General features: G+C 60.4%; 19 protein-coding genes and 1 tRNA gene. 8 read left to right on the forward strand and 12 right to left on the reverse strand.

What is annotated here, in order from left to right:
- Positions 1–131: 131 nt before the first annotated feature.
- Positions 132–296, forward strand: a complete 165-nt coding sequence (locus BLW69_RS17015; RefSeq protein WP_082471821.1) for a DUF3096 domain-containing protein — start codon at positions 132–134, stop codon at positions 294–296.
- Between the two features lie 63 nt (positions 297–359).
- On the opposite strand, the gene BLW69_RS17020 is transcribed toward BLW69_RS17015, so the two are convergent.
- The 4 genes from BLW69_RS17020 to pyrC form a co-directional block, all read right to left on the reverse strand.
- Positions 360–1,286 (reverse strand): carbohydrate kinase family protein, encoded by a 927-nt coding sequence (locus BLW69_RS17020; protein WP_092663690.1) that lies wholly within the window; start codon positions 1,284–1,286, stop codon positions 360–362.
- A gap of 91 nt (positions 1,287–1,377) precedes the next feature.
- The gene (locus BLW69_RS17025) at positions 1,378–2,073 is read right to left on the reverse strand and encodes an orotate phosphoribosyltransferase (RefSeq protein WP_062453965.1); all 696 of its coding nucleotides are present in this window, start codon (positions 2,071–2,073) and stop codon (positions 1,378–1,380) included.
- A gap of 160 nt (positions 2,074–2,233) precedes the next feature.
- Complete coding sequence (locus BLW69_RS17030) at positions 2,234–3,409, reverse strand: GGDEF domain-containing protein (RefSeq protein ID WP_062578921.1); 1,176 nt, start codon at positions 3,407–3,409, stop codon at positions 2,234–2,236.
- A 113-nt stretch (positions 3,410–3,522) separates the two neighbouring features.
- The gene (gene pyrC, locus BLW69_RS17035) at positions 3,523–4,566 is read right to left on the reverse strand and encodes a dihydroorotase (protein ID WP_092663692.1); all 1,044 of its coding nucleotides are present in this window, start codon (positions 4,564–4,566) and stop codon (positions 3,523–3,525) included.
- A 253-nt stretch (positions 4,567–4,819) separates the two neighbouring features.
- Between pyrC and BLW69_RS17040 the strand changes: the two genes are divergently transcribed.
- The gene (locus BLW69_RS17040; RefSeq protein ID WP_092663694.1) at positions 4,820–5,746 is read left to right on the forward strand and encodes a tetratricopeptide repeat protein; all 927 of its coding nucleotides are present in this window, start codon (positions 4,820–4,822) and stop codon (positions 5,744–5,746) included.
- A 39-nt stretch (positions 5,747–5,785) separates the two neighbouring features.
- On the opposite strand, the gene BLW69_RS17045 is transcribed toward BLW69_RS17040, so the two are convergent.
- The 5 genes from BLW69_RS17045 to BLW69_RS17065 form a co-directional block, all read right to left on the reverse strand.
- Positions 5,786–6,823, reverse strand: a complete 1,038-nt coding sequence (locus tag BLW69_RS17045) for a 4-hydroxyproline epimerase (protein WP_092663696.1) — start codon at positions 6,821–6,823, stop codon at positions 5,786–5,788.
- Positions 6,824–6,889: 66 nt separating this feature from the next.
- Positions 6,890–8,419: a glycosyltransferase family 39 protein gene (locus BLW69_RS17050; RefSeq protein ID WP_244508875.1), complete on the reverse strand. Its 1,530-nt coding sequence runs from the start codon at positions 8,417–8,419 to the stop codon at positions 6,890–6,892.
- 113 nt (positions 8,420–8,532) lie between these two features.
- Positions 8,533–8,609, reverse strand: a tRNA-Arg gene (locus BLW69_RS17055).
- Between the two features lie 136 nt (positions 8,610–8,745).
- Positions 8,746–10,176, reverse strand: a complete 1,431-nt coding sequence (locus BLW69_RS17060) for a sensor histidine kinase (RefSeq protein WP_244474024.1) — start codon at positions 10,174–10,176, stop codon at positions 8,746–8,748.
- 296 nt (positions 10,177–10,472) lie between these two features.
- Positions 10,473–12,509 (reverse strand): methyl-accepting chemotaxis protein, encoded by a 2,037-nt coding sequence (locus BLW69_RS17065; protein WP_062453970.1) that lies wholly within the window; start codon positions 12,507–12,509, stop codon positions 10,473–10,475.
- A 484-nt stretch (positions 12,510–12,993) separates the two neighbouring features.
- On the opposite strand from BLW69_RS17065, the gene rpmH reads away from it, so the two are divergent.
- From rpmH to yihA, 5 genes are all read left to right on the forward strand, one after another.
- Positions 12,994–13,128 (forward strand): 50S ribosomal protein L34, encoded by a 135-nt coding sequence (rpmH, locus tag BLW69_RS17070; RefSeq protein WP_062578914.1) that lies wholly within the window; start codon positions 12,994–12,996, stop codon positions 13,126–13,128.
- Positions 13,129–13,153: 25 nt separating this feature from the next.
- Positions 13,154–13,546, forward strand: coding sequence for a ribonuclease P protein component (gene rnpA, locus BLW69_RS17075; RefSeq protein ID WP_062453971.1), 393 nt, complete (start codon positions 13,154–13,156; stop codon positions 13,544–13,546).
- Positions 13,546–15,354 carry a membrane protein insertase YidC gene (gene yidC, locus BLW69_RS17080; protein WP_062453972.1) on the forward strand — a complete coding sequence of 603 codons (1,809 nt, stop codon included), beginning with the start codon at positions 13,546–13,548 and terminating at the stop codon, positions 15,352–15,354. Before rnpA ends, yidC begins: the two co-directional genes overlap by 1 nt.
- A gap of 193 nt (positions 15,355–15,547) precedes the next feature.
- Entirely contained in the window at positions 15,548–16,504 is a 957-nt protein-coding gene (locus BLW69_RS17085; protein ID WP_082476190.1) for a DMT family transporter, read from the forward strand.
- Between the two features lie 58 nt (positions 16,505–16,562).
- The gene (yihA, locus tag BLW69_RS17090) at positions 16,563–17,216 is read left to right on the forward strand and encodes a ribosome biogenesis GTP-binding protein YihA/YsxC (RefSeq protein ID WP_062453973.1); all 654 of its coding nucleotides are present in this window, start codon (positions 16,563–16,565) and stop codon (positions 17,214–17,216) included.
- An 82-nt stretch (positions 17,217–17,298) separates the two neighbouring features.
- Here yihA and BLW69_RS17095 read toward each other — a convergent pair whose 3' ends face one another.
- From BLW69_RS17095 to BLW69_RS17105, 3 genes are all read right to left on the reverse strand, one after another.
- On the reverse strand, positions 17,299–17,856 hold the full coding sequence (locus BLW69_RS17095) for a fasciclin domain-containing protein (RefSeq protein ID WP_062453974.1): 558 nt from the start codon (positions 17,854–17,856) through the stop codon (positions 17,299–17,301).
- Positions 17,857–18,026: 170 nt separating this feature from the next.
- Positions 18,027–18,767 carry an anti-sigma factor gene (locus tag BLW69_RS17100; RefSeq protein WP_092663698.1) on the reverse strand — a complete coding sequence of 247 codons (741 nt, stop codon included), beginning with the start codon at positions 18,765–18,767 and terminating at the stop codon, positions 18,027–18,029.
- On the reverse strand, positions 18,764–19,303 hold the full coding sequence (locus BLW69_RS17105; RefSeq protein WP_062454914.1) for a sigma-70 family RNA polymerase sigma factor: 540 nt from the start codon (positions 19,301–19,303) through the stop codon (positions 18,764–18,766). The genes BLW69_RS17100 and BLW69_RS17105 overlap by 4 nt, the downstream gene beginning before the upstream one ends.
- 142 nt (positions 19,304–19,445) lie before the next feature.
- Here BLW69_RS17105 and argB point away from each other — a divergent pair, with 142 nt between their 5' ends.
- The gene (gene argB, locus BLW69_RS17110) at positions 19,446–20,333 is read left to right on the forward strand and encodes an acetylglutamate kinase (protein ID WP_062578904.1); all 888 of its coding nucleotides are present in this window, start codon (positions 19,446–19,448) and stop codon (positions 20,331–20,333) included.
- Positions 20,334–20,344: the final 11 nt, after the last annotated feature.

Here is a 20,344-nt window from a genome sequence, read left to right on the forward strand (position 1 = left end):
ACGGAAGCGCATGCCGCACTCGTCGTGATTGGCGCTCCGAGCAACCAATAGCTCCTCACCGAGTTTGTGAAGGCGCGGACACTTCTGCCGTTGCTGGCGAAACGCCCATAGTCTGACCAGGAGCCAAGACAATGCAATCGATCGTCTTCATACAGCCGCTCGTCGCGCTCATCGCGGGGATTGTCATCCTTCTGATGCCGCGCATTCTGAATTACGTGGTGGCGCTCTATCTGATCTTCATCGGCGTTACTGGCCTTTGGCCCAATGTGATGCAAAACATCCCGATGCCAAATTAAGCCTGAAGTCCTGCCGCTGCTTCGTTCATCAACGAGGACAGTCGGCAGGCGACAAGGTCCTTCTCAGAGCCCGATCTCTTTCGCGAACGGCGGGTTTGCCCCTGCCCGCGAGACGGTGACTGCCGCAGCCTTGGCGCCGAGTGCCAGAAGGGCCGCGATCTGATCCTCCGACAGGCTTGCGATCTGCGGCTTGGTAAGGAGGTTCTGCATTTTCAGGGATGCCAGCACACCGGCGTCGAACGTATCACCGGCACCGACCGTATCGACCACCGTCACCTTCTCGCTCGGCACGGTCACCTTGTGATTGGCGGTGTAGCCGACTGCACCATCGGCGCCGCGGGTCACGACGACGAGCTTTGCGCCGTGATGCAGCCAGTGGCGGGCAAGCGTGTCCTCATCGCCTTCAAGGCCGAACCAAGCGAGGTCCTCGTCGGAGAACTTGACGATATCAGACATCGCCGCCATGCGGTTGATGCGGGCGAGATGCGAGGCCTTGTCCTTGATAAAGCCGGGACGGATGTTCGGATCGAGAGAGATGACGCGCTTGCCCTGCTCGCGGGCCATCAGTGCCTCGTAGGTCGAGCCGCACGGTTCCGGGATGAGGCTGATCGCGCCGAAATGCAGGGCTTCGCAATCGTCGCCGATCGCTGGCAGGTCGGCCTCGGTGATCATGCGGCCGGCCGTGCCCTCGTCATAGAAGGCGTAGGTGGCATGGCCATCGACCAGCTTGACGAAGGCAATGGTGGACGGGCGGGCGGTGATGGCACAGTAGCTGAAATCGACATTGCTGCCGCGCAGCGTGTCGCGCAGGACATCGCCCATCATGTCGTCGGCAAGGCCCGTGAAGAAGCCTGTGTCCACGCCGAGGCGCCCGAGCGCGATGGCCGTATTGAAAATGGCGCCACCGGCATAGGGCGCAAAGCCCTTCTCGCCAAGCGTGGTTTCACGCGGAAGCATGTCGATAAGAGCTTCGCCGCAGCACAGGATCATGGATTTCCTCCCAAGGAATTTGCCTGTTTTCGACAGGAATAAGCGAGCTTTTGTCCGTTGACCAGAGCAAAAGCTCGCGTTCCGCGAATGCTTAGCGGGGCAGTTCGCTGATGCCGCCGTTGCGGGCCGACCATGCCAGCGGGGCATCCAGAAATGCCTCGACTTCCGACAGCGTGTTCTCGTCGAACAGCTTCTGGTCGCGGGCGACCGAAAGCACGTTGCGCCATGTGGCAATGTGGTGGAACTGCACCTTGCCATCGGCAAACCGCAGCGCGCCTTCGTCGAAGATGCCGTAGTAGAACAGGGCCATGCCATGATCGACGACGCCGCCGGCAGCACGGATGGCATCGATGAACTTGAACATCGAACCGCCGGCCGTGGTCAGATCCTCGATCACGAGGACGCGTGAACCTTCGGGCAGGTTACCCTCGATCTGGGCGTTGCGGCCATGGCCCTTGGGCTGCTTGCGCACATAGATCATTGGCAGCGCCAGGCGGTCTGCCAGAAGGGCAGCGAACGGAATGCCGGCGGTCTCGCCGCCTGCGATGCAATCGAATTTTTCAAAGCCGGCGTCACGCAGAAGCGTCGACACGGCGAAATCCATGATGGTGGAGCGGATGCGCGGGTAGGACAGCAGCTTGCGGCAATCGATATAGACCGGGCTCATCATGCCTGAGGCAAACTTGTAGTGCTTTTCGGCATTGAAATGCACCGCACCGATTTCCCACAGCATCTTGGCCATGAGTTCGGCCATAACGCTACGGTCCGGAAATGTGGTCTGAATCATGCGCCCGCTCCTTTGCTCGATTCATCGTGTCGCAAGTCCCTGCGGAAAGGCCGCATGACATTCTCGTCGGAACTGCATCTAGAAACCACGCGCCGCAATATCAGCAAGCGGGAGACCGCGCCAGCGCAAGGCGGGTACGATTTACTGAATTCAGGCGTTTTCAGGCGCTTGTGCGATTTTCGCCCGACGACACTGACCGCAGGTAGCCTGAGACCTGGACGCGGTCACGCCCGGCCCGCTTTGCTTCGTAAAGTGCCGCATCGGCGAGACTGAGCACAGTTTCGAAAAGCACGCCCGATTGGGAACCCACCGCGATTCCGGCGCTGACCGTGCAGCGCACGCGGTCAACCCCGACCGTGATGTCACGGGCACCGAAACGATTGCGGATATCGTTGGCGATCCGCTCGGCGCGCCCCGGCAGAACATTGTCGAGAAGGACGGCGAATTCCTCGCCGCCCAGTCGCGCGGTGTTGGGGCCCGGCGTTTCCACCAGCAGATCCTCGGCAAAGATCTTCAGCACTTCATCGCCGACCGCATGACCGTACTGGTCGTTGATTGTCTTGAAACGGTCGATGTCGAACACGATGACCGCGGTGGAGGTGCCCAGCATCCGACCGCCGTTGCGCTCGAACATGGCGCGGCGGTTCATCAGTCCGGTCAGCGCATCGGTCATTGCCTCGCGCCGATGGAGCGCTGCCATGCGCCACTGGTGAAGCGCCAGCGAGAGCGCGCCGATGCCTGTCATGCCGGCGATGCAGATGCCGATATTGAGCGTCTCGGCCCAGTTGTTCGGGGCGTGACCCAGCACCCACTGCTGGTTGGCAATGAGGACGGATGCACACAGAACGAAGGAAAATCCGCTCATCGCATAAAGGATGGCCATGCCGGTCAGCGGACCGGGCGCTTCGCTGCGCGCCAGCCAGTATTGCCATGCCGTACCGCCAAGAAGCAGCGCTGCTGCAATGTTCATCAGGATGAAGCCCAGCCCGTCGAGACCGCCGATCATCAGCGGCAGCCCCGGGGCGATCGCCGCAAGCGCCAAAAGTGCGGCAAGCCGCCAGGGCTTTGCACCGGTGCGGAACTGGACGGAGGCACCGTAGATAACGCTGAGGCCGGAGATCATGAACACGTATGCGACGGATGCGGTCAGGGTACCGGCTTCGGCCGTGTAGAAGCCATAGGCGAAGATGCCGGTTACCGTCATGCTCAATGCGATGACCAGCGTCAGCAGGAAAGAATCGGTCCGCCTTGAAAACCAGGTGCCGAACAAGGTCACCATCAGGCACGCGGCAGAAACGCCGAGTGCAAGCAGAAGAGATTTATAGTCTAGCGTCATGCCGGCAAACTCTTCGGTGATCGAAGTCAGGTAACGGGCGGAAAACTATCTCCCGTTTGTCTCCAAATTATTACCAAGCAACCGTCAAGCTTAAATTTCCTGCCAAATGCCGCTTAGGTTTCAACGACTTCCCAGTGCAGCGGAAACATCGGATCAAACACGGTGATGAGGCCAGCCCCCGTGTCCCGTTTGTCCGGGAAAGCAACCGGATCAGCCTGGCGAACCATCGAGATGCGTTCTTCGTTGGGCGCCAGACCATACCAAGCCGGGCCGTTCAGCGAGGTGAAGGCTTCGAGCTTGTCGAGCGCGTTATCCTGTTCGAACACATGGGCAAGGCAGCTCATGGTGTTGAGCGAGGTATAGATGCCGGCGCAACCGCAACCGCATTCCTTCAGCGGATCCACATGCGGCGCCGAATCGGTGCCGAGGAAGAAGCGGGCATCGCCGGAAGTCGCCGCGGCTCTCAGTGCCAGGCGATGGTTTTCGCGCTTGGCGACCGGCAGGCAGTAATAATGCGGGCGGATACCGCCGACGAGAAGCGCGTTGCGGTTGATGATCAGGTGATGGGTGGTGATCGTTCCGGCCAGATTGGATTCGGCCGACTTGATATAGTCGATGCCGTCGGCCGTGGTCACATGCTCCATCGTCACCTTCAGTTCCGGCAGGCGCTTGCGCAGCGGATCGAGAACGGTCTCGATGAAGACGGCTTCGCGGTCGAAGATATCGACGTCCGGCGTCGTGACTTCGCCGTGTACGCAAAGCGGCAGGCCGATCTTTGCCATGCGCTCGAGCGCCGGCATCGCCTTGTCGAAATCGCGCACGCCACCATGCGAGTTGGTGGTGGCACCGGCGGGGTAGAGTTTGACTGCGGTGATCAGGCCGCTGTTCTTGCCGTCTTCGAGATCATTGGGATCGGTCTGTTCCGTCAGGTACAGCGTCATCAGCGGTTCGAACCGGTCGCCCTTGGGCAATGCCGCCATGATCCGTTCGCGGTACGCTCTTGCGTCTGCGGTCGTGACCACCGGCGGGACCAGATTGGGCATAATGATCGCGCGCGCGAAATGCCGGCTGGTATCGCCGATCACCCCTTCGAGAACCGCGCCGTCGCGCAAATGCAGATGCCAGTCGTCGGGGCGGCGGATACTGATGGTATTCATGGGGCCTCTGGGCGGTTGTTGGCGCTGGAAGAGTTCATCCCCCTTAGCATCAACATTCCGCTCAAAACAATCACCGCGACAACAAACTGACGCGGACGATAGTGTGGAACCCCATCACTACACGCCCCGATTACACGCAAATGTGCACAGGCTGGATACCATTTATCAATGAAAGCTTAAGATCGGCAGGAACCAGTCCGCATTTCCGGCGTTCGTCCACCAATCGAACAGTTCTACCAGCCGGAGCGAGAAGATGAAATCCCTTAATTCGAAAGTCAACAGGGGATTGGCAATTGCAGCAGGCGCTGCCGCAGCTTTCTGTGCATTGACGGTTTCCCTGAGTGCCCAGGAGCGTTCCAACCTCCTCGTGACTGTAGCTCTTCAGACCGAGTGCGACCAGCTTGCCGGCAGCCCGTTCGACGAGCAGCGCAATGGTTCATTTGCTCCGGTCGATATCGCAAACATCGACGTTAAGGCCGTTGATGCGTGCCGCACCGCTTACGAGGCGACCGGCAACCCGCGTTTCGCCTATCAGCTGGGCCGCGCACTCAACAATTCCGAACAGGCCGATCAGGCGATGACGGCTTATAATGTAGCTGCCGAAGCAAACTACCCTGCAGCCAAGGTTAACTTCGGCATGCTGATGGGCCGCCTGGGTGACGAGCAGCAGGAATTCCGTCTCTATACAGAAGCTGCAAACGGCGGTAACCGGCTCGCAGCCTACAATCTTGGCGTCGCCTATCGGGATGGCCTGGGAACTCAGGTCGACGTCACCAAGGCGCTCACTTGGTTTGAAAAGGCAGCTGCTGAAGGCGACGATACCGCTGCGTTCAACATCGGCGCGATTTATGACGAAGGCACGATGTTGCCGGCCGACGATCAGACGGCGATCGCCTGGTACGATCTGGCTGCACAGCGCGGCAATACCGATGCGATGATCAACCTCGGCCTGATGTACGAAAGCGGCGAGGGCATTACGGCCGATGCGCAGAAGGCGGTCGACCTCTATCGCAAGGCTGCCGAGAAGGGCGACCTGTTCGGCGCACAGAAGGTCATGGAATTCCAGGAACTCGGCATGATCCCAGCTCAGCCGAAGCAGGACATGAACGAGGTTATGAACACGCTGGTTCTGAAGCAGGGTGACATTGAAACTCCTGCCAAGAACGGCAGAGATATCTAAGACCGTCGAGACGACGCAAGGCTCGCCGACGGCCTCCGCTTAGATATCTCCGGCTGACGGACCCCAGACATCCGTCATCGCGAAACCATCGGCCAGTGGGTCGAACGGATCAAGCGCGATCTGGTGCAGACCAAATGTAAAACCGCGTCCCGCTATCGTCGGAATGATCGCAGTTTTACCGGCAACCTTCGTTTCGGCAGCCAATCCCACTTCGAACTGAGTGCCGATGATGGAGCGCGAGATGAAGCTGTCTCCGACCTTTGCCCTGCCGCGCGCGTGAAGCGTTGCGAGATTGGCCGAGTTGCCGGTGCCGCAGGGCGACCTGTCTGCCCGGCCCGGCCACATGGTCGTGCAGGTTCTGACCGTGCCATCCGCTTCCGTATCGCGAAACATCACATAAGCAACGCCGGAAATTTCGGGAATTTCAGGGTGTACGACCTCGACCTGCCGGTTGACCAGATCCTTCAGGATCATGCCGGCCTTGACCAGTTCCGCGGCATTGCCCTTCTCGATCTTAAGGCCGATCTGGTCGACATCAACCAATGCATAGAAGATGCCGCCGTATGACAGATCGAGCGTGATATCTCCCCATTGCGGTGTGCTGATCGTCACATCAAGCTGATGGACGAAGGACGGCACCATGGTGAGCTTCACCTTCTCGCATCGTCCGTCGCGGCAGGTAGCAACGGCCCTGACGAGGCCCGCAGCCGTTTCCAGCGTCACGACCGTCTCGGGCTCCTTCATCTCGACGATACCGGCTTCCAGAAGCGCGGTGGTGGCGCAGATGGAGTTGGACCCGGAACTGGCATGCGCCTGATCCGGCTGGAGAATCACAAAGGCTGCATCCGCATCCGGATGCTTCGCCGGCAGCAGCAGGTTGACGGAACCGATCGGGGCGCCACGCGGTTCCAGGCAGAGGAAGCGGCGCAGTTCGTGGCCCTTGGGATCGGAATTCAACCAGGCAAGCTGGGCTGCGACCGTATCGCCCGGGATCTTGGGGACGCCACCGATTGCGACCCGTCCGATCTCACCTTCGGCATGGACATCCAGCAACTGGATCGTGCGTTTCCATCTCATGTTTCGCCCCTGACGCGCTTGAACCTTTTGCCGGATCTCACCGGCCTGATCTCTTTGAAACCGGCCTCAGCGAAGCCAGAGGTACCGGAAGCCCATGTTTCGGTCCGGCGCGCGATGATACGGAACGAGCCTTGTCCGGAAATCGGTGGCGGAAAGACCAGTCGCGCTTTCCAGCATTGCCGCATCGAGTTTCGGCTCGACAACGGCACCGTCTCCATCCGCCTCGATCACGAGGACCGGCGGCGCGAGATCCCGCATCGCGCGCTTGCCCGATGCACTGTCGATGTCGAACACCGGTACATCGGGAAACTGCATGCGGATATTGCCGGAAAGATGCATCCCGAGCGCCAGAATGGTTGCCGGGCGATCCTCGGTGCGGATCTGCTTTGCCAGGTCAGCAAACGGCATATTGATACGGCCCGGAGGTCCAAGCAGGCCTGCCGTCAGAACCTTTGCCGGCCCCGGTACCAGCACGACCACCATGATCACCAGAAACACGGGGACCAGCCGTTTGAAACCCAAACCAAGGTCGGCCCCGGCGCGATCGAATTTCAGCAGCAGATACAACGGCAATGCCAGCAGATAAGGGTCGAGCCAGCGCTCGGTGATCCGTGTCGTTCCAGCCACGAGGACGACCGCAACCACGCCGATCAGTGAGAACAGCATGATGCGGCCAAACAGCGTGGTCCAGCGATCCCCTGCCCTGACCGCCCGCTTGACCGAAGACTTGAATGCAAGTGCCAGCACGACGACAGCCAGTGCGCCGAAGGCGAGGCAGGCGACGAGGAGCGATCCGAGCGCCTTGGTGACGCGGAAAATACCCTGCGGCGCATCCGACTCAACCATTTTGCCAAGCGTGCCACGCGTTGCGAGATCGAGATTGCCGAGAAGCCAAACCGCGTGCGGCAGGACGATGGCAATGCAGATGACGGCGGCGAGCAGCATGCGCGGATCAAGAAGACGCGCGCGCCAGTCCCGATCGAGCGCAACCGCCACGATCGTCGCGGCAGGAAGGATGACGAAATTGTACTTCGAGATCGTACCGATCCCGATCGCAATGCCGATGATCGCATATCCCTGCCAGTCAGGACGCACCAGCGTGCGGCAAAGACCGTAGAAAAACAGGGAGGTCGCCATCAGGAGCGCGATCGTGTGGGTAAGATCCTGCTGCGGCATGAAGGAAACCTGCGGCAGCAGCGTCAGGCTGAGCATGGCAAGGCCGGCAAAGCTGCGGCTGACCTGCAGTTCCCGCGCGGCAAGGCCCATGAACAGATAGACCAGGAACAGCATTCCGAACCGGGGCAGCGCCAGCGACAGCAGCGAGATGTCGAGTGCGCCAACGAACAGGTTCTGTACCCAGTTGTAGAAAGGCGGCTGCGGTCCGTAGCCGAGCAGCCAGAACTGCGAGTTGAGCGACTGCTCAGCCTCGTCGAGCGTCAACGAATTGGGAAGCGACACGCGAATGGCGATGCTGAGTATGAAGTAGATGCCGAACAACACCGCGACCGGCTTCACACCGCTGGAAAGAAAGCCGGAGATGCCCCCACTAGCGCCGGAGCCACCGTCTCTCGATGACAGCATGTTTGCGTTCTGCATGGTTCTCGCTCCGAATTGACGGAACAGCAGGTCGCATATCCCCTATCGACAAATCAACAAAAATGATTGCCGGCGGACCGAGAGTTGAGAGAACATTTTTGGGAAGAAGAGAATGGCGCACCCGAAGAGATTCGAACTCCTGACCCCCAGATTCGTAGTCTGGTGCTCTATCCAGCTGAGCTACGGGTGCGTCTGCAAGCAGTGTGTTTTGCTTGCGTGGCGATCCTCTAAATGCTGCGGCAAAGGATTGCAAGCGATTTTCGGTCAGCGACTGTCATTTTCATGTCAAATAGTTCGCAAGCCCCTGAATTTGCGTGATTTTGCGATCAGGCGCGGGCGCGGTAGTCGTCCAGCGATACGGGACGATCGGGAATTTCGATGCGGAACTGAGTACCCTCGGTCGGCTTTTCCACCAGCGCAATCGTGCCGCCATGGGCAAGGACAAGCTCGCGTGCGATCACCAAGCCAAGACCGGTGCCGCCGGACCGGGCCGAACCGCGGAAGGCCGAGAACAGGTTCTCGCGGGCCTTGCGGGGCATGCCGGGGCCGGTGTCGTCAATCATGATGCTGACGACGCTGCCGACCCTGTGGGCTGAGACCGTGATGCGGCGCGCAATCGACTTGTCGTCCGGCTCGAACGTCACCAGCGCCTGCAGCGCGTTGCGGCAGAGGTTGTGGATCACCCGGAAGATCTGTTCGCTGTCGCAATCGACCTCGAGATCGACGGCGATCTGATCGTGAAATTCGATGCCGGCATCAGGATCGATGGCCAGGATGTCGCGGACTTCCTGGAAAAGTTCGGCGAGAAGAATCCGGCGCCGCTTCGGCGCGGCTTCCGAGGCCTGCCCGTAAGCCAGCACTTCGGTCGTGTAGCCGACGGCGCGGTCGATCGTGCGCAACAGTTTTGGTGCGAAGCTGCGCACCATCGGATCTTCGACATCGGTCAGGCGGTCCGACATCAGCTGCGCTGACGCAAGGATGTTGCGCATGTCGTGGTTGATCTTGGAGACGGCGAGACCGAGATCGGCCAGGTTGCGCTGTTGTTTCAGCGTCCGCTGCAGCTCAGTCTGCATGGCCGACAAATGCCGGCCGGCGACGGCGAGCTCGCCACGAGACCGGTCGGCAGTAAACACACGCGCAGGATCTTCCGGCTGCTCGGAAAATTTCTGCATGCTTTTCGTCAGGCGCCGGATCGGCAGGATCATCATGCGGTTGATGGCGAGGAAGATAAGAACTGCCGTGATGATCGAAATCAGCAGCGACAGGAGAAACATCATCTTCGCGTATTTGAGCATATCCTTGCGCAGAGCATCGTCGGTCATGACCAGTTCGATGATCATGTCACTTTCTCCGATCGGGCCGTAGATGCGCATGACGCGTCCGCCGCCCAAAAACAGCGTGTCCAGCGCGTCGCGCATCGTCACCAGAAGCGGCGTATCGGTCAGATCATACTGCTCGTCGATCTGCGGCGGCACATCGACTGCTGCCAGCAGGCGCGAGGTCCCGTCCTTGCGCAGCGCAATCACCTTGGTTCCTGTGGCAAGAAGCGTGTCGTCCTGCACGGCGCGGGGCAGTTCCGCCGGTTGAAGTCCGTCGATGACGATTCCGGCCGCAGCGGCAGTATCCAGCCGGTCACGCAGCCAATTCATCCGCATGCCGGCAACAGACGGCATGAAGATCAGGATTTCGGCCAGCATCACGAAGACGATCGTCAGCCAGAGAAGACGACCGGAGAGCCCACGGAAAAGCTGCGGCATCTGCTCGGCAGACGCCCTGGAGGCTGCTCCGGTCTGCGCCGATTGCTCCTGCTTTGGAGTTTCGGCCGCATCATCCATGTGGCTCGTCATCGTTATCTCGCCTGTCCAGCCGTTCGGTGGTGGCTGCAATCATCTGCATATTCTAGCTTTCTGGCGCATTTTTTCCACCCCCCAACCGGAAGTCGGCCTTGGAGCGTTTCCTGGGCTAGATTGAAGCACGACAGAACCGACAAAAACAAAGGGCCCGGATGGACGATACCACCTGGGCCCCTGTTCGCTTGCACGGGTGGTTCGGCTCAGAATTCTTCCCAGTCCGCGCTTGCCGACGGCGCCGCTGCCGCAGCGGCGGATCCGCCGCCAAAGGCGCGGGCGATCGATTTGGTCATGGTCTTGACCGGGGACACGCGGGCCGCCGGTGTTCTTGCAGTGGCAGAACCGGAAGCGACCGCGACGGGCGCACGATGACCCGACGATTCGCCGTCGATCCGGAACTTGGATACGAGTGCGAAAAGATTGTCCGCTTCACCGGAAAGCCTCGAGGTCGCGGCGGATGTTTCTTCCACCATCGCGGCATTTTGCTGCGTCACCTGATCCATCTGGTTGATGGCGCTGTTGATCTCCGCCAAGCCGGTCGCCTGCTCGCGCGATGCAACGGCGATCGAGTTGATGTGATCGTTGATGCTGATGACGCGGGATTCAATGTCGGACAGGGCATGGCCGGTGTTCTGGACGAGCCGCACGCCGGCCGCCACTTCGTCACCGGACTTGCCGATCAGCGCCTTGATATCCTTGGCCGCACTGGCCGACCGCTGCGCCAGTTCGCGCACTTCCTGTGCGACGACGGCAAATCCCTTGCCGGCTTCGCCCGCACGAGCTGCCTCGACACCGGCGTTGAGCGCCAGGAGGTTGGTCTGGAAGGCGATCTCGTCGATGACGTTGGTAATCTGGGCAATCTCGCGCGATGCCTGCTCGATACGGCCCATGGCGTCGACGGCGCTGCGCACCACCTCACCGGACTGCACGGCACTGGTCTTGGCTTCGCTCACCATCACGGTCGCCTCGGTGGCCCGCTCGGTCGAGGTCTTCACCACGGCCGTGATCTCGTCGAGTGCCGCCGAGGTTTCTTCGAGAGCCGCTGCCTGCTGCTCGGTGCGCTTGGAGAGATCGTTGACGGCGGAGCTGAGTTCGGATGCCCCGTCGTTCATCGCGCCGGTTCCGGCACGGATGTTGCGCATGGTGCCACGCAGCGTGTCCATCGTCGCATTGACGTTCTGCTGCAGTTCGGCAAAGGCGCCCTTGAAATGGCCGGCCATGCTGTCGTCGAACTTGCCTTCCGCCAAGCTGCCGATGACACGGCGCGTTTCCGCCACGCCTGCATCGACACTTGAGACAAGCTGATCGACATTGCGTGCGAACCGGTCGAGGTTTTCATCGCCCCACTGCTTGTCGATGCGCCGCGAAAAATCACCTTCGACCGCTGCGCCGACGACGTTGGCCATGCGCGCCTGGAGATCGTCGTTCTTCGATCGCATCTCTGCTTCGGCACCGCTCATCCGCGCCACCTCGAGGCCGTTCTTCTTGAACACGCCGACAGCCTCCGCCATGTCTCCGATTTCGTCGGCACGACCGGCAAAGGGCACAGCTGCAGCGTAGTCGCCGGTGGCCAGTTGCTTCATCGAAGACGTAAGCTCGAGAATCGGCTGGCTTATCTGCTTGCGACCGAGCGAAATGCCGAATGCAAGACCACCCATCACACCCAGCAGGGTAGCACCGAGCACGCTGTAGAAGATCATGTCGCCAAAGCCGTCGATTTCGGCGCTGAGCTTGTCCATCGCCGCCTGGTCGATCTTGACGATTGCGTCGATCTGCTCCTGGTAAGCCTTGCGGTTGGCGCGATTGGCGTCGTTATTGCCCTGAACGTTGGCGGCCTGTGGCCCTTCGGCCTGGCCGAGACGCGCAGTCTCGGAGCGGAAGGCCTTAAATTCCTGGAAGCGCGCGACGAGTTTGTCGAAGATTTCCTTCTCCTCCGCCGGGACGGTCGGCCCCCAAGCGGCGATGAGCTTCTCGATTTCGGCAAGCGATTTCATGATACCATCGCCGAACGGCTTGGCGCTTGCTGCGTCCTTGGCTGCATAGACGCCCCGCGCATCCATAACAACGGCCGTCACCATGCGGTTAAGATGCTCACCCTGGTACACGCGCTGCGCAACAGCAGCATAGTCTCTAGTCTGTTGATTGTATTTCTGGACTGCGAAGAGCGATATGCCACCGATGACACAGGTTACAACGCTCATTACACCAACGAGCATGTTGATCTTGGCTCTTATCTTCACAATGCATTCCCCCGAAGCGACAAATTAAAAAATGCGGAGGGCCCTAAACCCCTACATCTTGATGGTGCGAGAAATAGCACTGAGAGATTAACATTTGTTGATGATCAAAAGCTCAATTAGTGAGCGCCTGCCTAGTCTAGCGCTGCCTCGCAACTGACTGAAGTCTCCCGAATCCACGAAAATACATGGGGTCTACTCCGGGAAAGCACGGTTTTCATCCGTCAGGCTTACAGGACATGGAAAGCCCGTGTGGACACAAGCCTTAACGCGACATCCAGAATCCAGCCAACTTCGTCAGACACTTGCCCGGAACCGAGCGCAATCGCGGTGCTGCGATTGACTTTTCGCGCCTCTTCCCCTTATAAGCCGCGCACGTTCACAAGGCTCCCAGTCGCACTGCGGCCGGCGCCCGAACGTTTCCTAAACGCTCTTGCTTTTAACGAAGCAAACTTCAAGAAGGGCCGCACACCGCGGTATTAAAAAAATGAAGCGTACCTACCAGCCGTCCAAGCTTGTTCGCAAGCGTCGTCACGGCTTCCGCGCCCGTATGGCAACCAAGGGTGGCCAGAAGGTTCTTGCCGCTCGCCGCTCACGTGGCCGCGCTCGTCTCTCGGCTTAACGCCGGGATGCCCGGATAGCGGGCGATGACGACCGAACCTACGAACAAGAAGACTGCCGGGCGGCTGAAAAGCCGGCCGCAGTTCCTTGCCGTGCGAAAGGGTGAAACCCGACGCGGCCGGACTTTCCTTCTGGAAGTCCTTGATCGACATCAGCCGGACGAAGCGCCGCGGGTCGGATTTACTGTTACCAAGAAGCATGGCAACGCGGTTGAACGAAACCGCATGCGCCGCCGCCTGAAAGAGGCGGTTCGGCACTCAGCCGCATTTGCAATGAAGAACGGACACGACTATGTCATTGTCGCGCGGAGGGAGGTCCTCAAGACCCCGTTTGCAGACATGACGGCACAGCTCATCGAGCGCATCGAAAGCCTGCCGAAATCGAAGCGGTCCGAGGAGACCCTTTCCAGGAAAGCATGATGGAAAAAAACCGCAATTACTTCATCGCGATCGCACTTTCTGTGATGATCGTCCTTGCCTGGCAGTTCCTCTATATGAACCCGAGGATGGAAGCTCAGCAGCGCGCCGACGAAGCACGGCTTGCGCAGCAGCAGCAGACCACCGAGCAGGCCGGACAGAACTTCACGCCGGAAAGCCCGGGCGCTGCAACCTCGACCGGCAACCTTCCTGGCGCAAACCAGGCGCAGGCGACGGCTACCCGCGAAGAGGCGCTTGCAAAGTCTCCGCGCGTTGCGATCGAGACCGCGGCCGTTTCCGGCTCCATCAACCTGGTCGGCGCTCGCTTCGACGATCTGAAGCTTCGCGAATATCATGAGACGGTCGACGACAAGAGCCCGATCATCACGCTATTCTCCCCGGCCGATACCAGAGACGGCTATTTCACCGAGCTTGGCTACATCGGCAGCGACACCAGCGGCACCGTACCCGGTTCCGGCACGCGGTGGACGCTTGCTGGCGGCGACCGGCTGACGCGCGAAACGCCGGTGACGCTGTCGTTCACGAACGACAAGGGCATCGTCTTCAACCGCACCATCGCGATCGACGAACACTACATGATCACGGTCAACGACAAGATCGACAACCCGACCCAAGAGCCGGTTTCGATCTCCTCCTATGGCCGCGTGACCCGTTACAACAAGCCGGCAACGCCGTCCGTCTGGGTCATCCACGAAGGCTTCATCGGCGTTCTCGGTGCAGACGGCAGCCTCAGCGAACATACCTATCACAATATCGAGGAAGAGGCTGTCGCCAACACGAAGGCGACCGGCGGCTGGCTCGGCATTACCGACAAATACTGGGCCTCGACGATCGTGCCGCCACAGGCGATGCCGTTCGAATCCCGCTTCACGCATTTCACCGACGGCCAGCCGCGTTACCAGGCGGATTACAAGGGCGACGCGCTTTCGATCGCTCCCGGCCAGTCGACAGAGCTGAAGAGCCTCGTGTTTGCCGGCGCCAAGGAAGTTCCGCTGATCGACCAGTATGTCGAGCAGCTCAAGATCCCGCATTTCGATCTGGTGATCGACTGGGGCTGGTTCTACTTCATCACCAAGCCGATGTTCAAACTGATGGACTTCTTCTTCCGTCACGTGGGCAATTTCGGCGTGGCAATCCTTTTGACAACCGTCGTCGTCAAGCTGCTCTTCTTCCCGCTGGCGAGCAAGCAGTATGCCTCCATGGCCAACATGAAGCGCATGCAGCCGCGGATGGAAGAGCTGAAGGCCAAGCACGGTGATGACCGCATGGCCCTTCAGCAGGCGATGATGGCGCTCTACAAGGAAGAAAAGATCAACCCGATCGCCGGTTGCTGGCCGGTGGTGCTGCAGATCCCTGTCTTCTTTGCGCTCTACAAGGTGATCTATACCACCATCGAAATGCGGCATGCGCCGTTCTTCGGCTGGATCCAGGACCTTTCCGCGCCGGACCCGACATCGCTGTTCAACCTGTTCGGTCTTCTGCCTTACGACGTCCCGCATTTCTTGATGATCGGCGTCTGGCCTATCATCATGGGCATCACGATGTTCATCCAGATGCGCATGAACCCGACGCCGCCGGATCCGACACAGGCGATGATCTTTACCTGGATGCCGCTGGTCTTCACCTACATGCTGGCGTCCTTCCCGGCCGGTCTCGTGATCTACTGGGCATGGAACAACACGCTTTCGGTGTCGCAGCAGGCCCTGATCATGAAGCGCCACGGCGCCAAGATCGAGCTGTTCGACAACATGAAGGGGCTGTTCAAACGAAAGCCCGCGGCGTCCAAATAGCTATTCTTCAGAAACCCCGGTTCGCCGGGGTTTTTCTTTGGCCGATTGAGAGCCTAGCGAGCGGAAAGCGACATTGGCTGACGTGGGTGGATCAGTCCCGCCTTTGGGCCGGCGCTAGGTTGCCCGAGGCAAGTTCCGCAAGCAGAGTAGAACATGCTGACGCTGGAATTGCTCCAGCAACCGGAACAGTCCTATGCCCGCGCCCTTCCCGCCGCCTACCCCACCGGGTCCACCCTTGGCCGGCACGATCCCCGCGAGCCTTCCCGGCTCGGAATACCGTATCGGCGCCCTGCTCGTCTTCGGCTCTGCTTTTGCCTGGAGTTTCGGCGGTGCGATCGCCCGCTTTCTCGATATCCCCGACAGCTGGACGATCGTGTTCTGGCGCAGCCTGTTCGGCACCCTGTTCCTGCTCGCCTTCATGCTGCTGCGCGACGGGCCGCGCGGCACGGTGGCGCTGTTTCGCAGCATGGGCTGGCCGGGCCTTTCGGTCGGCCTCTGCTTCATGGTGGCGTCCACCTGCTTTATCATATCGATCCAGTATACGACCGTCGCCAATGTGGTGCTGCTCGGTGCCGGTGTGCCGCTGTTTGCGGCGCTGATGGTCTGGCTGTTTTACGGCGAGCGCATATCGGGCGTTACCTGGCTTGCGATCGGCACCGTGATCGTCGGTGTCGGCATCATGGTATCGTCCTCGTTTACCGGAAAGGTCTCGCCGCTCGGAGACGGTCTGGCGCTGATCATTCCGCTGGTGTTTGCGCTGGCGACCGTCATCACCCGCCGTTACCCGCATGTGCGGATGACACCCGCCACCTGCTTCGGATGCTTTGCAGCCGGCATGATCGCGCTGACGATGTCTTCGAACCTCGCGGTCACCCCGGGCGAACTCGGTATTCTCTTCATCTTCGGTGCGCTCAATCTCGGGCTCGGCATGGCACTGTTCGTCACCGGTGCGCGGCTTATCCCCTCAGCGCTGGCTGCCCTGCTCGGCACTGGTGAAACCGTTCTCGGGCCCGTCTGGGTCGCCGTGATCCACGGCGAGATCCCGGCACCGCGCACGATCGCGGGCGGGGTGCTGATCCTTGCCGCGCTCATCACCCATCTGACCTTCGAGTTTCGTCGCCAGAAGAGACAGAACCGGTCGAACGCTTGACATATGGGGCTAAAACCCGGAAGCGATGTCCTTGAATTGAAGACAGGACGACGAGACCATGGCCGCAGACCATAATTCCGAGGAAAAGACGCTGTTCGGCCGCGCGTGGATCTTTATCCGCGGCGTGCCCTCGATGGAGTTTCTGCCGCCGGAAGGACCGCTTGAGATCGCGTTTGCCGGACGCTCGAATGTCGGCAAGTCCTCGCTGATCAATGCGCTCGTGGGCTACAAGGGGCTGGCGCGCACATCCAACACGCCGGGCCGCACACAGGAACTGAACTATTTCGTGCCCGACGGCTATTCCGGCCAGGCAGGCGACCTGCCGCCGATGGCGCTGGTTGACATGCCCGGCTACGGCTATGCGCAGGCGCCGAAAGAAAACGTCGATGCCTGGACGAAGCTCGTGTTCGATTACCTGCGTGGCCGTGCCACGCTGCAGCGCGTCTATGTGCTGATCGACAGCCGCCATGGCATCAAGAAGAACGACGAGGACGTGCTCGACCTCCTCGACAAGGCCGCCGTCTCCTATCAGATCGTCTTGACCAAGACAGACAAGATCAAGGATCCTGCGGTTCCGAGGCTGATTGCCGAGACGCTCGAAAAGATCCGCAAGCGGCCCGCTGCCTATCCGGAAGTGCTGTCGACATCGTCTGAGAAAGGCCGCGGCCTGGACGAGCTGCGCGCCGAGATCATGAAGACCATCGGCCGGTAAATCTCCCGAAACGAAAAAATCCGGCCGCCTGTGACGGGCGACCGGATCTTTATGCGACGCTTCGACCTGTTTGGGTCAGCCGTTACATCTTCGGCAGCAGAACCTTGTCGATGACGTGAATGACGCCGTTCGACTGCTTGACGTCGGCGATCGTCACAGTGGCCACACCACCGGTTTCGTCGGTGAGCGTGATCTTGCCCATGCTTTCCTTGGCCTTCAGAACGCAGCCGCCGACGGTCTTGACGTCATGCGTGCCCTTGTCGTCCTTGATCATCTTTTCGATCGCGGTCGACATGGCGTTCGCGGCCACCACGTGGCAGGTAAGGATCTTGGTCAGCTGCGCCTTGTTTTCCGGCTTCAGCAGGGTTTCGACAGTGCCCTTCGGCAGCGCAGCGAAGGCTTCGTTGGTGGGCGCGAACACGGTGAACGGACCTTTGCCCTGCAGGGTCTCGACGAGGCCCGCAGCCTTCACGGCGGCGACCAATGTCGTGTGATCCTTGGAGTTCATGGCATTCTCGACGATGTTCTTGTCTTCATACATGGCAGCGCCACCGACCTTCGGGTTTGCGGCGTAGGCGCCGGCAACGGAGGCGGACAGGATTGCGGCGCATGCGGCAAGGCGGATTGCGGATTTAAACATTGTTCTCTTCCTCTCTACAGCCTGAACGACCCCGGCGCTGAAGGCGCCTCCCAGGTCCGGCTTTCCCTCTGTGGGGACATGGCTAGAGACGAGAGGAAAGCGGGAAGAGTTTCAAAGGCTGGCGACGCGAAGACAGAAATCCGCTATGCCTTTGATTTAGCATCCCTTAATTAGAGATCCCGGATCTTTCCGACGGCGAGAACCGGCCCGGTCCGGTGACCGGTCGGCGAGCCGCCCAATGGTTCAAGGCTGACGGCGAAGGACGCGCCGTTCTCGACACGCTTGCGATGCCCGGCCGGCACTTCGATCGTGTCGCTGCCGCTTTCCGGCAGGATACCGAGCGAGATTGCTTCTTCACCGCTGCCGGGGACAAGCCACAGTTCGAGCGAGCGGCGTTCCGCCGTCGTTGCGGCAACAGGCGTCAGCTGCAAGCGACCGCTGGCACCGTCGTACCGCGCCCTCAGGCCGAACGCATTGCCCTCGCCGCTCATCTCGGCGACCAGTTGCTTGCCCGGCGCAGAGCCACCCACAGGTCCGCCGATCCAGCCCGTCGACAAGGACGCGTATGTCACCAAAAGGGCAATCGAGGCGAATGACAGGCCGCGCCACAAAAGCAGCGAGTTCCACCATCCACCGCGTGCCAGCTCGTTTCCGAAACCGTTCTGGGCGAAGACGCGCTTTTCGATCCTGGCGTAAACGCCTTTCGGCGGACGTTCCTCGCCGTATTCCGCATCGAGGTCGGAAGACAGGTTTTCCTGCCAGCGCATCACCATGGCCGCAAAGGCCGCATCACGGACGATGCGATCCTCGACGCGGCGGCGCTGGTCAAGCGGCAGGACGCCGAGCACATATTCGCCAGCCAGAAGCTGGTCGCGGGAGCGATCGTTTTCGCTTTGGTCTGGTGTCGTCATCGGTCCAGGCACTCCCTCAGCTTGAGAAGGCTGCGCCTCAGCCAGGTTCGCATCGTATTCAGCGGCACGCCATGGCGTTCCGCCAGTTCCTGATAGGTCAGGCCTTCGACATAGGCGCTTTTGACCGCCCCTGCGCGGTCAGGATCGAGCTCCTGCATGCAGCTGTCAATACGCCTTCCTTCACCGCGCATCACCGACGCCTCCTCCGGATCAGGACCGAGGTCGGCGATATCCGTCCTGTCTTCCAGAGCGTCCGTCACGGGCCTGCGGGCACGAAGGCGGTCGATCGAATGGTTTCGGGCGATTGCGACGAGCCAACCGGCTGCGCTTGTTCCCGAAGGGGCAAACCGATCGGCTCTCTGCCATATCCGCACGAAAATCTCCTGCAGGGCATCTTCTGATTCGGCCCTATCCTTCAGGATACGCAGGCAGACTGCGAATAGTTTCGGCGAAACGCCGGAATAAAGCTTTGTGAATGCCGTCCGGTCGCGCAGTCCTACGCGGCCGATCAATTCGGCAATCTCGCGATCACTCACCAAAACCAAAGCCTCCCCATGCGGCACAAGACGCAACGCATCGCCGCCACATACACGCCTGACCGTAATTTTGCTCATGAATTATTTGATCTGTCAAAAACATGCGTTAAAAGGCCCCACACATTTCCCCAGAGGTATTTCCATGACGGCTTCGGAAAGCGAACTTCAGGCACAACTTCTGGCACAGGCGCTGCCCTATATGCAGCGCTACGAGAACAAGACGATCGTCGTCAAATACGGCGGCCATGCAATGGGCGATATGGCTCTGGGCAAGGCGTTTGCGGCGGATATCGCCCTTCTCAAGCAGTCCGGCGTCAACCCGATCGTCGTTCATGGCGGCGGCCCGCAGATCGGCGCGATGCTGACCAAGATGGGCATCGAATCGAAATTTGAGGGCGGGCTTCGCGTCACCGACGCAAAGACGGTCGAGATCGTCGAGATGGTCCTGGCCGGATCGATCAACAAGGAAATCGTCGCGCTGATCAACCAGACCGGCGAATGGGCGATCGGGCTCTGCGGCAAGGACGGCAACATGGTGTTTGCCGAAAAGGCCAAGAAGACCATCATCGACCCTGATAGCCACATCGAGCGCGTGCTCGACCTCGGCTTCGTCGGCGAGGTTGTCGAAGTTGACCGGACGCTGCTCGACCTGCTTGCCAAATCCGAGATGATCCCGGTGATCGCCCCGGTCGCACCCGGCCGCGACGGCGCGACCTACAACATCAATGCCGACACGTTTGCGGGCGCCATCGCCGGCGCGCTGCATGCCACCCGCCTGCTGTTCCTCACGGACGTTCCGGGCGTGCTCGATCGCGACAAGAACCTGATCAAGGAACTGACCGTCGCGCAGGCGCAGGCGCTGATCAAGGATGGCACGATTTCCGGCGGTATGATCCCCAAGGTCGAAACCTGCATCGAGGCGATCCGCGCAGGCGTTCAGGGCGTCGTCATCCTGAACGGCAAGACCGCGCATTCGGTTCTGCTCGAGATCTTTACCGAACACGGTGCGGGCACGCTGATCGTTCCCTGAGCGGCAGCAAG

It is taken from the genome of Rhizobium sp. NFR12, assembly GCF_900108545.1.
Lineage (GTDB): Bacteria > Pseudomonadota > Alphaproteobacteria > Rhizobiales > Rhizobiaceae > Neorhizobium > Neorhizobium soli.